12 protein-coding genes are annotated in these 13,815 nt (G+C 39.1%); all 12 read right to left on the bottom strand.

Features of this window, described 5'->3' with window-relative positions:
• Positions 1 to 93 precede the first annotated feature (93 nt).
• Positions 94 to 1,446, bottom strand: a complete 1,353-nt coding sequence (gene murD / locus R4Z09_RS08865) for a UDP-N-acetylmuramoyl-L-alanine--D-glutamate ligase (protein ID WP_338451965.1) — start codon at positions 1,444 to 1,446, stop codon at positions 94 to 96.
• Positions 1,447 to 2,421, bottom strand: a complete 975-nt coding sequence (gene mraY / locus R4Z09_RS08860; protein WP_338451964.1) for a phospho-N-acetylmuramoyl-pentapeptide-transferase — start codon at positions 2,419 to 2,421, stop codon at positions 1,447 to 1,449.
• Complete coding sequence (locus R4Z09_RS08855; RefSeq protein WP_338451963.1) at positions 2,422 to 2,877, bottom strand: hypothetical protein; 456 nt, start codon at positions 2,875 to 2,877, stop codon at positions 2,422 to 2,424.
• The gene (locus R4Z09_RS08850; RefSeq protein ID WP_338451962.1) at positions 2,874 to 4,340 is read right to left on the bottom strand and encodes a UDP-N-acetylmuramoyl-L-alanyl-D-glutamate--2,6-diaminopimelate ligase; all 1,467 of its coding nucleotides are present in this window, start codon (positions 4,338 to 4,340) and stop codon (positions 2,874 to 2,876) included. Before R4Z09_RS08850 ends, R4Z09_RS08855 begins: the two co-directional genes overlap by 4 nt.
• Before the next feature lie 227 nt (positions 4,341 to 4,567).
• Positions 4,568 to 6,499, bottom strand: coding sequence for a stage V sporulation protein D (locus tag R4Z09_RS08845; RefSeq protein WP_338451961.1), 1,932 nt, complete (start codon positions 6,497 to 6,499; stop codon positions 4,568 to 4,570).
• A gap of 90 nt (positions 6,500 to 6,589) precedes the next feature.
• Positions 6,590 to 8,827, bottom strand: coding sequence for a penicillin-binding protein (locus R4Z09_RS08840; protein WP_338451960.1), 2,238 nt, complete (start codon positions 8,825 to 8,827; stop codon positions 6,590 to 6,592).
• Positions 8,827 to 9,192, bottom strand: coding sequence for a cell division protein FtsL (gene ftsL, locus R4Z09_RS08835; protein ID WP_338451959.1), 366 nt, complete (start codon positions 9,190 to 9,192; stop codon positions 8,827 to 8,829). Before ftsL ends, R4Z09_RS08840 begins: the two co-directional genes overlap by 1 nt.
• Before the next feature lie 48 nt (positions 9,193 to 9,240).
• Entirely contained in the window at positions 9,241 to 10,173 is a 933-nt protein-coding gene (gene rsmH, locus R4Z09_RS08830; protein ID WP_338451958.1) for a 16S rRNA (cytosine(1402)-N(4))-methyltransferase RsmH, read from the bottom strand.
• Positions 10,174 to 10,230: 57 nt separating this feature from the next.
• Entirely contained in the window at positions 10,231 to 10,662 is a 432-nt protein-coding gene (gene mraZ, locus R4Z09_RS08825) for a division/cell wall cluster transcriptional repressor MraZ (protein WP_338451957.1), read from the bottom strand.
• A 177-nt stretch (positions 10,663 to 10,839) separates the two neighbouring features.
• Positions 10,840 to 12,465 carry a bacillithiol biosynthesis cysteine-adding enzyme BshC gene (gene bshC / locus R4Z09_RS08820; protein WP_338451956.1) on the bottom strand — a complete coding sequence of 542 codons (1,626 nt, stop codon included), beginning with the start codon at positions 12,463 to 12,465 and terminating at the stop codon, positions 10,840 to 10,842.
• A 26-nt stretch (positions 12,466 to 12,491) separates the two neighbouring features.
• The gene (locus R4Z09_RS08815; RefSeq protein ID WP_338451955.1) at positions 12,492 to 12,887 is read right to left on the bottom strand and encodes a DUF3397 domain-containing protein; all 396 of its coding nucleotides are present in this window, start codon (positions 12,885 to 12,887) and stop codon (positions 12,492 to 12,494) included.
• A 4-nt stretch (positions 12,888 to 12,891) separates the two neighbouring features.
• On the bottom strand, positions 12,892 to 13,788 hold the full coding sequence (locus tag R4Z09_RS08810; RefSeq protein ID WP_338451954.1) for a 2-dehydropantoate 2-reductase: 897 nt from the start codon (positions 13,786 to 13,788) through the stop codon (positions 12,892 to 12,894).
• Positions 13,789 to 13,815: the final 27 nt, after the last annotated feature.

The following is a 13,815-nucleotide window of genomic DNA, read 5'->3' as shown; positions in this document are numbered from 1 at the left end:
CACACCTCGAAATGCAAGTTATTTGGCCTGCTTAGAGAAGTCTAGGAACCACTCAGGTGACAATAAAAACATTCTCCTCTAGAAGACAAGCCCTTACTTAAGCTTATGCACTGCTTCGATAAAAATGTCTCCCCTTACTTCAAAAGTTTTATATTGATCCCAGCTCGCACATGCTGGTGATAATAGCACGACATCACCCGGTTCTGAGAGCTCATAAGCAAGAGGAACAGCTTTTCCAACATTATCGACACGTTGAATTGTTTTTATTCCTGCCTTTTGTGCTGCATTTTCCATTTTTCCTGCTGTTTGTCCAAACGTAATCATTGCTTTGACATTTTTAAAAGAAGGAATGAGTTCATCGAATTCATTTCCCCTGTCCAAACCGCCTGCGAGCAAAATGATTGGTTTATCGAAGGCCGCTAATGCATTCTTTGTTGCCAATATATTAGTCGCTTTTGAATCGTTATAAAACAGTCTGCCGCAAACTTCACCGATAAATTGCAGTCTATGTTTAACTCCTGTAAAGGTAGTAAGTACTTGGTAAATTGCATCATTTTGAACTCCAGACAACTTAGCAGCTGCTACCGCTGATAAAATATTTTCAAGATTATGCGCACCAGGCAGTCTTATATCTGCCTGCTGCATGATCTGTTCCCCTTCGAAAATCAGCCAGCCATCTTTTATATATGCGCCATTAGTAAGCTCTCTTACAGGGGAAAACGGTACAATCTGAGCCTTTGACGCGCGGGCAACATTCATTACCTCTTCCTGCTCGGCGTTAACAATAAAAAAGTCATCACTCGTTTGGTTTTTAGTTATATTTGCCTTTGCTTTTATGTATTCTAATCTTGTCCCATGATAATCGAGATGGGCATCATACAAATTGGTCAAAATGGCAATCTTTGGTCTGAAGCTAGGAGTACCCATGAGCTGGAACGAAGATAGCTCGATGACAATTTGATTATGTCCTTCCGCTGCTTGTGCAACCTCTGAAGCCACGGTACCGATATTACCAGCAATAAGCGGGTTCTTATTCCCCGCCTTGAGCATTTCATAAACTAGCGTTGTTGTCGTTGTTTTTCCATTTGTTCCTGTAATAGCAATAAAAGGAGCCTCAGAAATTTGATAAGCCAGTTCGACCTCGGTAATAACAGGAATTCCCCTTTCCATCGCACCTACAATCATCGGATTATGATATGGAATCCCCGGATTCTTAACAATCAACTCAAATCCTTCTTCAAGCAGTTCAATTGGATGCTCGCCGCAAATCACCTTTATTCCCTGTTCAAGGAGCCCTTGCGCTTCGGGATTCTCTGATAATGGCTTGTAATCATTTACAGTGACAAATGCACCAAGCTTATGTAATAGTAATGCTGCACCAACACCACTTTTAGCCAAACCAAGAACTAGTATTTTTTTATGAGTATAATCATTTATTGTTTTCATTTATAACCACACCTCAATGTAAATTCCTATTATGGCAAATAATAATCCAGCAGTCCAGAATGTGACAACTACCCGCCACTCACTCCATCCCAATAACTCATAATGATGGTGCAGCGGACTCATTCGGAAAATGCGTTTTCCCGTTGTTTTAAATGAAGCAACCTGCAAAATCACCGAGAGAGTTTCGATCACAAATACCCCGCCAATAACAAGCAGTATGATTTCAAGCTTTGTTAAGATAGCAACGGATGCGATAGCCCCTCCTAACGCCAACGAACCTGTATCTCCCATAAATACCTTAGCTGGATGAGCGTTAAAAACAAGAAAACCAAGCACCGCCCCGACAACAGCTACTGAGAAGATGGAAACCTCGATCATCGATTGGTTCCATGCTAAGACAGCAAAAGCACCAAAGGCTATGGCTGCTGTTCCTGATACAAGACCATCAAGTCCATCTGTTAAATTGACTGCATTGGAAAACCCGACAAGCCAGAACACAATAAATAAAGCATAAAAAAAGCCGAGCTCTACTGTATAATTGGTAAACGGAATCTCTACGGACGTTGAAAAATTCGTTTGTTTTAATAAGAAATAGACAACAATTGAAACGACAATTTGGCCAAGCAGTTTTTGCTTCGATGTTAAACCAAGGTTTCTTTTCATTGCCACTTTTATAAAATCATCCAAAAACCCTAAAAGTCCAAACCCGATTGTCACAAACAAAAGGATAAACGTCTTTATCGTAGGTTCACTAAATTTCTCCGTCATCACCAGCGTCGTTATGATAATAGAAAGTAAAATCATAATGCCGCCCATTGTTGGAGTCCCCGTTTTCTTCTGGTGAGATTTCGGTCCTTCCTCACGAATACTTTGTCCAAATTTTAATCTTCTTAAAAAAGGTATGAAAATGGGGGATAGTAAAACCGTTATGAGAAATCCAAGTAATATAGAAAAAAACAACACCTGTTCTTGCACTTACTTCCCCCTCCCATCTTCGCTGTCTTTCAACAACAGATCCAATTCATTTACCATTACAGCTAAATCATATGTGCTTTCCTTCTCATTCAGACTGATTTCAGGCAAAAAGTAAAATTTTGTTTGATTCATTTGTTCTTCTTCCATTTCTAGCTGATTCTTACGATATAATTCAATCATCTTTTTTAAACCTTTCAGTAAATCATTGCAATAAAAAACAATAAAATGGTTTGGCATATAGGCTGGCAGTGGAATCTTTTCATCCCATAAAGCAGCGACCGCACCGTGATCAATTGCTTCCTTTAATTCACCCGAATTATGAAATAAGGGAACAAAGATCCCTTTAGGCTGAGGTATTCGAGCAAAAGCAGTAACGGTTAAAAACGATAAGGACGGTTCACTTATCCCCTTGTTTCCCGGAAATAATTGAACCAAATCACGATATCTTAATGTCATTGTATCTTCTCCTCAATAGCCCCTTTTGCAACAAGCCGATCATCAAAATCAAACACTTCCCGGCCTATTTGCTGATATGTTTCATGGCCTTTTCCGGCAATTAAAATGACATCGCCTTGTTTGGCTTCGTTTACCGCATATTGGATTGCCTGCTTACGATCAGTAATACTTATATATTTTTCCCCGATAACCCCTGCTTCCATCTCCCGTAAAATGGCCTCAGGGTCCTCACTGCGTGGGTTATCAGATGTAAAAATAGGATCGGTTGCCAACTGACATGCAATTTTTGCCATCAGCGGCCGCTTTGTTCTGTCACGGTCGCCTCCACAGCCAACAACAACAAAGATCCGTTTCTCTGCAAACTGACGAACTGTTTTTAAAGCATTTTCAAGACTATCCGGAGTATGGGAGTAGTCTACAATGACTGAAAAATCCTGTCCAGCGCTCACAGCTTCAAAACGCCCGGAAACCCCTTCTACTTCTTCAATTGAAGAGATAGCTTTATTGATTGGTACACCGGAAACAAATGCAGCAGCAATACTTGCCAAAACATTATATACACTAAATTTGCCAATTAACTTCATGTTAATTGAATACGTTCCAAGTGGGCTCCATAATTCGAAAGATGTTCCTCTTGCTGTCATTTGAATGTTTTTTGCGTAAAAATCAGCCTCTTGATCAATACCATATGTCACTACTCTTGCCGCAGTATTCGTTATGTATTGTTCACTTGCTTTATCGTCTACATTTAATACGGCAAATTTTGGCTTCCGGCTGTTAAATGCATTTCCTAACTGCGAGAACAATAACCCTTTTGCCTGACGGTATTCATCCATTGTCTTATGATAATCTAGATGATCCTGGGTAAGGTTTGTAAAAACAGCCACATCATAATCACATCCATGTACCCGTCCTTCCACTAACGCATGGGAAGAAACCTCCATGACTGCCGCAGTTACGCCCTCATCAACCATTTCCTTAAATGTTTTTTGCAGTGTCAAGCTTTCAGGTGTCGTATTTTTTGTTTTAAACGTTTCACCGGCAATTTTTGTATACATTGTTCCTATCAAACCGGTTTTTTTGCCATGATCAGAAAAAATTTTTTCGATTAAATGACTTGTCGTTGTTTTACCATTTGTACCTGTAATTCCTACAAGGTGCAAGGCTTGTGTTGGATGTTCATAAAAGAAGTCAGCTAATAACGCCATGGCCCGCTTAGTATTTTTGACAACAATAACTGGAATATTTAATGATAGTTCCCTTTCAGCTAAAACAGCAACGGCACCATTTTTTTCTGCAGACTGTGCAAAATCATGCCCATCTACCGTATAGCCTTTGATACAAACAAATAGACTGCCGGGCTGAACCTTTCTGTTATCATTTTCAATTGATGTAACCTCTGGATTTTCACCATCAACCGGCAAATAAGGATACAAATATTGAAGTAAGGTATGTAATTTCAAATCACTCAAATCCTCTCAAAATTGAAATACTTAGATGACCTGCTTACAAACAAGCGCGATATTATTTTACATGATAAATGGCAATTAATCTATTTTCATTTTTAATGTATGAGAAAAAAAGCAATATGTTCATGCTAAACTAGTTCATAATATGTGAAAAGAGGCGGAGTAAAAACGAGCCGCCCCCCTGTGTAATATATGATTAGTTGACACTGTGATACGACAAATTACTGATTTTTATCTGGAGAATTACCAAAGTAAAGCCTGATCGTTGAACCTTCTTTTAATTTCACACCTGCTTCAGGTGTTTGTTTGACAACGGTATCGCCATCACCGCTGGCATCAATCTTTAAATTCAACATAAGCTCACGTATTTCTGTTTTAGAGATTCCAACAAGGTCAGGAACTTCGATCATTGGTGTATCCATCCACGTTAACTCTTTTTCTATTTGTTCTTTTCTTGGCTCCACACCCATTACTCTTAAGCTATCGCCAATAATATTTCCAACGATCGGCGCTGCAACTGTACCCCCGAACTGTACGGTCCCCTTTGGGTTATCTACCGCAACATAAACGACAATTTGCGGATCATCTGCCGGTGCAAAACCGATAAACGATACAATATGATTATTTTCCAAATAGCGGCCGTTTTGTGCTTTTTGTGCCGTACCTGTTTTACCGCCGACTCGATAACCATCCACAAATGCTTTTCCGCCTGTTCCTTGGGCGACAACGCTTTCGAGGGCATATCTAATTTTTGTTGATGTTTCATTTGAAATTACTTTTCTTTTTGCAACAGGGTTTTTCTTCATCACTACTTCTCCAGTGGTCGGATCAATTAATTCCTTTGCCACATACGGCGTATATAATGTTCCGCCATTAATGGCTGCTGAAACGGCCGTAACTTGTTGGATAGGCGTAACCGAAACCCCCTGTCCAAAAGCAGTCGTTGCCTGCTCCACAGGACCGACACGTTCAAGATTAAACAGGATCCCTTTTCCTTCACCTTGCAGGTCAATACCTGTTTTTTCCCCAAAACCAAAATCCTTAACATATTTAAATAATGTATCTTTTCCTAATCTCTCACCAAGTTCAACAAATCCAGGGTTACAAGAGTTTTGGACGACCTCAAGAAATGACTGACTGCCATGGCCGCCTTTTTTCCAGCAACGCAATCTGGCACCACCGACACTAACGTATCCAGGATCATGAAATACTTCTTTTTCCAAATCGACTTTTCCCTCTTCAAGGGCTGCCGCCAACGTGATAATTTTAAATGTTGACCCTGGTTCATAGCTACTCCAAATTGGCAGGTTGCGATTATAAATTTCAGGTTCTACATTTCGAAAGTCAGCCGGATCAAAGCTTGGCCGGCTGGACATCGCCAATATTTCTCCTGTATTTGGATTCATGGCAATTCCAATAAGACCATCTGGATTATAAGTAGCTTCTGCATTGTCAAATTCTCGTTCTAAAATCGTCTGTATTTTCGAATCAATCGTCAGTTTTAAATCTAAGCCATCAACCGGCGGCTCATAATCATCCGCCATATCGTTCATCCGTTCTCCCTTTGCATTCGCATAAAACTTCACCGAGCCTTCTGTCCCGCTGAGCTCTTTATCATAGAAAAGCTCCAATCCCATCAAGCCTTGATTATCGATACCAGCAAAACCAAGAACATGGGAAAGATAATTACCAAATGGATAATGTCTTTTTGAATCTTCTCCAATGTACACACCATCAATCCCTAAAGCACGAATCTGTTTGGCTTTTACATGAGAAATCTTTCTGCCTTCCGGAATTTTTACACTGCTTGTCTTTTTTGTAATAAGTTCATATGCCTTTTCTTTTGACATATTTAAGACAGATGCCAATTTTTCTGCTGCTTCCTGAGGGTTTTTAATTTGACGGGGAACAACATAAACGGTGGGCGCACTAATATTGGTTGCAAGCGCCACACCATTTCGGTCGATAATTTCCCCCCGGTTTGGTTCAAACGGAATATTCCGGCTCCACAATCCTTTTGCCTTTTCAGTCAGCCCATCTCCCAAAAAAAGTTGAACATATCCTAACCGCATATCAATAATAGAAAATACGAGTATCCCTACTAATAAGACAATCGTCAATCTCTTCCTGACCGTTACATTTGATACACGCATAAAAAGAACGAACCCCCTTTCATATGGCTCGTTCCAATATATGCTTGTACTTTTTTTATTAGAACGGACAGTCATGTCTTACAACGATCGTTAATCTTTCACTTTCACTTCGTCCGTTTTTTCCTTTTCTTCCACTTCATCATCATTATTTTTTTCTTTATTTACTATCGTTTCAGGATCATTCAGTTCAACAATTAAAAATTCGCCTTCTTTTATAACAGACCCTTCCTGAACATTTTGTTTAACAACATAGCCATTTCCGACAGAGTTTAATTTCAAACCGGCTGCCTCAGCAAACTTCATCACATCCCGGATAGACCAGCCTGACATATCAGGAGCCGTTACATCTCCATCTGTTTTAATGATGACTCTTTCACCGGCTAAAAGTGTTTCACCCTTAGCTGGAATCTGTTTAATAATCTTTGAACCATTGCCAACAATAACAGGCTGTACGCCTTTTTCCGTTAATACCTCAGCTGCTTCGTTCGTCGACAGTCCGGTAACATTTGGAATTTTCGCAGTCTCAGCAGGTTTTTTTCCGGTTGGTTCAATTTGAAGGTACTGTAGACTGCTTTTCATCACTGGATTAAAGATCATCGAAACAGGAACGGCTCCGTCTGCGTTTTTCGTTAAATCAGGCTGCTGTACTGCTACATACATAATCAACTTTGGATCATCCTTAGGAGCCATGCCGAGGAATGAAAAGATATAGTTGCTTGCTCCTGTTAAATATCCCCCTTTGCCAGGAATCTGCGCAGTCCCTGTTTTCCCCGCCACTTCATATCCTTCGAGAGCATATTTTTTACCTGTTCCGTTTTCACCTGTAACAACTGTTCCTAAATAGTCCCTCACCTTCGCGGCTGTTTCTGCTGAAATTGGAGTTCCGGCTACCTTCGGCTTTGTTTCTTTTATCATTTTTCCCGTATCAGGGTCCACAATTTTATCAATCACATGGGGCCTCATCATATTTCCATCATTCGTAATGGCCGTAGTTGCCTGTACCTGTTGGATCGGAGTAATCGCTGTCCCTTGTCCAAAGGCTGTTGTTGCCTTTTCAATTGGATACGTATAAGCTAATTTTCCATTTGTTTCGTTCGGCAGGTCAATCCCTGTCGGCTGATCAAACCCAAAATGAGTTAAATATTCTCTAAATTTATCAAATCCCAGCTTCTCATTAGCAAGCTTCGCAAAGGCAACATTCGATGACCTTTGAACTCCTTCTAGGTAGGTAATGGAACCCCATCCACTTCCACCGTTATGATCGGGTACTGCTCGGGATTTAGGATCAACTTTATAGGTCCCTGATTCATAGTATTCATTCGGATTAAAGACCCCTTCTTCAACTGCTGCAGCAAGAGTAAATATCTTCATCGTTGAACCTGGTTCAAATGATGTTTCAACCGCCTCATTATACCAGCCATTTTCAATTCCTGCTCTTGTCTCAGGGTCAAATGTAGGGCGCTGTCCCATTGCAAGGATCTCACCTGTTTTAGCATCAGCTACAATCCCAATCATTTTTTTCGGTTTATATTCCTTATCTACCTTATTCATCGCATCTTCAAGCAAAATCTGAATCTTGCGGTCAATAGTTAAGTAGACGTCCTTTCCATCACGAGCGGGCGTAATTTGTTCTTTTCCGTCTGGAAGTAAGTAGCCCCATACATCACTTTCAAATTTAAATGAACCATCAGTTCCTGTCAAAACATCGTTTAGGCTCTTCTCTAACCCTAATTGGCCGACAATTGACGTTTTACCATTTTTATCTTCTCTCGTTTCTGTATATCCAATGACATGTGAAGCGAAAATTCCATTTGGGTAAAAGCGTTTCATCGTTCTGTTAAAGGCAATACCTGGAAGATCTAGTTTTTCAATGTTTGTCTTTGTTTCATACGAAATATCACGACCAGCAGATCCAAATTCCACCTGGAACCGATCTTTTTTCTTTCCTTCTTCGAGAATGTCATAGATCTTAGATTCTTTTAAATTAATATATTTAGATAGCTCTTTAGCCGTTTTCTTTAGATCGACAACATGATTAGGATTCTTCGGATCTGTCGTCATATCCTCTTCAAGAATCGCAACTAAACTAAATGAACTCCGATCCTCCGCGATCACTTCTCCATTCCGATCGTATATCGTTCCGCGCTTTGCTTCAATTTTCGTTGAGTCTGTATACTGTTGTTCGGCTTTTGCTGCAAGCACCTGACCCTTAACTTCGCCGGTTGCTTGAATAAAGAAAAAACGGGACAATAAGACAAAAAAGAGCATGCTAAATATTAGAAATAAGATAGCTGCTCCAAAATTGATATTTCGTTGTTTTTTTATCATTAATCCTGCACAACCTTAACATTTTGATCATTTAATTCAAGACCAAGCTTTCTAGCTTTTTCTTTAATTCTATCATATTGGCTTAACTCACTGACTTGAATCGATAAATCGCTATTGGACTTTTGCTGCTCTTGAATCATATCATTCGTATCTTGAATCTCTGCATTAAGTTCGTATATTGAAGCCTGATTGGAGATTATATGAATTGAGCCAAAACAAACCAATGCTCCAAATGTTATTCCTAAAATCTTTTCACCAGGAGAAAGCCATCTCTTCTGTTGTGCTTTTTTCTTTGGAGCTTTTGGAGCTATAGTCGTTTGTTGCTCCCGTTGCTCTTGTCGAAGCTGTCTTGCTAAATTAGCCATTCATATACCCCTCCAATTGTAATTGTTCTTATCATAAAAATTCTTTTTTCATCGTTTTTCGGCAATTCGGAGCTTTGCTGAACGAGCCCGATTGTTTTCTAACAATTCCTCTTCCAGCGGTACGATTGGTTTTCGTGTGATTAATTTTAAGACAGGTTGATATTCCTTTGGAATAATTGGGAGACCAGGAGGCAGATCAGGTGTTTCACTAGCCTTTTTAAAGGTAACCTTACAAATCCTGTCCTCGAGAGAATGGAACGTTATTACGCTTATACGCCCGCCAGGCTTTAAGATCGAAATAGCCTGCTCCAACGACTTCTCAAACACACCTAACTCATCATTGACAGCAATACGAACGGCTTGAAAAATTCGTTTTGCTGGATGACCGCCTTTTCTACGTGCCGGAGCGGGAATTGCATCTTTAATAATGTCAACTAGCTGTCCAGTTGTTTCAATGGGTTTAATCTCGCGGGCTGCTTCGATTTTGCGAGCAATTTGCTTGGAGAATTTCTCTTCACCATACTGAAAGAATATACGAACAAGCGCTTCATACGACCATTGATTAATCACATCAAAAGCTGAAAATTCAGCATCCTTGTCCATTCTCATATCAAGAGGGGCATCGTGATGGTAGCTAAAACCTCTTTCGGGATTGTCAAGTTGTGGGGATGAAACACCTAAATCGTATAATACTCCATCTACACTGTTCACATTTAAATTCGCCAGCTCTTCTTTTATATGAAGAAAATTGCTTTTAATGATCGTCAGTTTATCTCCATATTGAGCCAGCTTGTCTTTGGCATGATTGATCGCAGTCTGATCCTGATCAAAGGCGTACAATTTACCAGTTTCTGATAGCTTTGATAAAATCAGCTCACTATGACCGGCTCCTCCAAGTGTACAGTCTACATATATACCATCAGGCTTAATATTTAAGCCCTCAACAGCTTCATTTAATAATACAGTTTTGTGATTAAACATTTGCGTCCACCTTTCCAATCGAAAAGATCAGGAAATTATTTTCATATACTATCCTGATTATATATCAAACCCTATCATATTTTCTGCAATCTCAGCAAAAGAATCCGCTGATTCGCTAAAATACTCGTCCCAAATATCTTTACTCCATATTTCGATTCGATTGGAAACGCCTAATACAACACATTCTTTTTCGAGTTTTGCGTAATTTACAAGCGGAGTCGCAATATTAATTCGTCCTTGTTTATCCAATTCACATTCGGTAGCACCGGAGAAAAAGAAACGAGTAAATGCACGGGCATCTTTTTTTGTTAATGGAAGATTTTTCAATTTATCTTCAATAATCTGCCATTCACTTAGCGGGTAGCCAAACAAACATTGATCAAGACCACGAGTTAAGATAAACAAATCGCCTAAATCATTGCGGAATTTAGCAGGTACAATCAAACGACCCTTTGCATCAATATTATGATGATATTCGCCCATGAACATACCCGCTGCCCCCACTTTCTAAAATTACTTTACCACATCCCTCCACTTTCCACCACTTATTTTTAGTAATTCTCGCAGATGAAATAAAATCCTTCTATATACGTAAATAAATTGAAATTTTTTTAAAAAATAAGCAAAAAAACAGACCTTTCCATTTCGGAAAAGGTCTGTTTTGAGTTAAATTTTTATGACTTTATGCTTTCCATCGAATGTGTAGGAAAGGGCTGCTAAATCAGCAAGAAAAGGAATACCATATTGATTCATATAGTAAACCGCATTTAAAATCCGTTCCTGCGGAGAGCCTAAAGGCCTTAACTTATTATTCACCCGGCTGAATTTAGTCAAAATCACCTGATGTTTTTCCTGTAAAGCCAAGTCGACTTTCCCTTCCATAAACTCGATTTGTTTAAGCAAGTTCTCCTGGTTTTTTTCTAAAAGTGGGGAAAGTCCCCTATCTATTCTTTCCTTAATCAAATGATAGCTGTTAAGCAGCTGCTCCTTGGCATGTTTAAATAGCTGATCGAGTTCTGGATCCTTTACCGACGATAAATACTGCTCTTGTTGTTTGTCCGTACCCTTTGTTAGAACAGTCTCTAGCGACAACCCCAGCTCAAGAAAATCGGTTTCAACCGATCGGTCTACAAGAGTTATATTTAACCGTGGAACAATAGGCGGCATTTTCATTGAATAGCTTTCAAATGCTTTTTTTAATTCGGCCCAATAAGCAATTTCCCCTGGTCCGGCAATAAAAGCCAGTGTCGGAAACAGCCATTCCTGTGTAATGGGCCGGGTCACCACATTGTTACTTAGTTTCCATGGAAATTCAGAGGCTGTTTGCAGTAATTCCTCCATCGTGAATGTAACCGCCCCGTTCTTCCCAATAAACTCTTTTGTTTCTTCTTGATACTCAAGTAAAATTCTTTCTTTGTACCGGTCATCATAATAAAAAATATTGGCAGCTTGATTGCTTAAATCAATCGAATGAGGAAAACCAGCCTCTTCAAGTTCTGCTTGAACTTCTTTTACATGGTTTGTTATACTTACCGCTTGTTTAATCTGCGAAAATAAGATTTCCTTTTCAAGGCAGCGTAAACCAGAATAACCGGAATCAATTACAAGTAAACCATAATCCTTATATAATTCCATAACGATGTGTGCAAAAAAGTCAACGAACGTTTCTGATTGATTTACCGCCTCTTTTAAAAAGGAAAGTAAACCTTTCGTATGATCGGTTTCTCCCAGCAGTTCAACGATCTCTTCGACCCAAGCAATACATAATTGTTTGTCAATCTTAATATCCGAGACCATTTTCTTCTCGAGTACTTTTTCAGGATAGACTACTTTTTGAACTTTTCCTTCATTCTCTACATAAATATGATTTACTTCCTGATAATCATGGTCTTCTCCCGCTATCCAAAAGATGGGAACTACTGGAATGCCAAGTTCTGCTTCCTTTTGCCTAGCAAAAACGATAATCGAAATAATCTTATGTATAGAGTATAACGGACCCGTTAAGATTCCTGCCTGCTGTCCGCCAATCACTACAACACTGTTCGGTTGTCTTAATTTTTGCAGGGATTCCAATACAGTTTTAGATGTTGGAAAACGATCCAAATATTTTTCAATACATGAAGCCAGTTCTTCCCTCAAGAACGTCCGCTTTTCCAGCTCTAATACTCTTTCTTCATAATCAGCAACATTCTGATATTGATAGTGAAAAAAACGTTGTATCTCAGGTGCGCCAGCTAAATATCCAGTTGCAAACCGATTGGTTGCCGGCAGCTCGAGATTTAACATCTCCATTTATGACTTCCTTTCTACTAACGAAATTATGACATTGAAATAGACATACTGACACGATAAAAAAGTCCGTATACAATTAAAATAATATAAATGAAACCAAACAGCAAAAAATTGAACCTCCAGTATCCCTTAAAAACCTTAGAAAACTGAATGTCATGTTTTACTTTCCAATGTACAATGACAAATACAACTGCAACAATCAGCAAGATGATTAGAATGACCCATAGTAAGGAAGTATCCCAAATGGCTTTAATAAAATAATGTACAGCAATTATTAATAATAGTGTTGTCACATCAATTGCAATTCTTACGGACTTCCGATGCTGTTTTGTAACTAGCTTACTAATTACAAACACGATTATATACCCAAGCAACGGAATAGTCACGAATGTTGCAATAATGGAAGAAAAGAATCCAGTCACGTTTTTACTCCCCCACTCTATACTCCTTTCCTTTAACAGCTTGATACAAAGATTCAATGATCGGAGTGTTTATTTCTCTTTCTGCTGCTTTCTCTAAAATAAACCCGAGTATCGCATCAATTTCTGTCGGGCGATTTTCTAATAAGTCACGAAGCATAGAGGACTGATTAGGTGCTGTTTTTTCACAGACAGCAATAACGTTTTGAAAGTAGTCCTCACTATTTTGGAGTAATAAACTTTTTTCAATTTCGGTAAACATCATTTTCACCATTTGAAAAAAATGAGGATTATGGATGAGCTCGCCATTTTCAACTTGCAAAATCGCCGTTAAAGGATTAATCACAGCATTAACAACGAGCTTTTTCATAAGCATTTTTTCATAATCTTCTTCTATAAGAAAAGGAAAATCTACACTATGTATCTTATGTGAAAAATCCTGATGCTCTGTGAAGGAATGACGAAAAGGAGCCAGCCTAGTCAGGCCAATACCCGTATGAATGACCCGATTTGCGCTTGTTTTCAAGGCACCATGTTCAACCGTTCCAACATATATTTCCCCAAATAAATTTCGCAGCATTTTAATATGTCCCATCCCATTTTGCAAAAATAACAGGACCTTATCCGGCTTGTTAAAAGCCCTAAGCTGTTCTATTAAATCCGCCAAATGGTATTGTTTGACGGCAATAAAAGTTGCTTCTTCTTCACCAAGCCATTCTGATGCTAATTTTACATCCAGCGAAACTTGCTTTTCCTCTTTGCCGCATGCTAGAAATAATCCCTTTTCCTGCAATTGTTCAGCCTGTTCCTTTGAACGTACATATAAACAGACAGAATGATTCCTATGTAAATAATAAGCAAACAATAAACCGATTGAGCCTCCGCCAATAATTCCGATTTTCATTTTCCATTCCCTTTCTAAGCCTCTTTC

It is taken from the genome of Niallia oryzisoli, from assembly GCF_036670025.1.
Taxonomy (GTDB): domain Bacteria; phylum Bacillota; class Bacilli; order Bacillales; family Cytobacillaceae; genus Bacillus_BD; species Bacillus_BD oryzisoli.
Note: the sequence above shows the minus strand (reverse complement) of the source record. Positions and strands in the feature narration are given on the sequence as shown.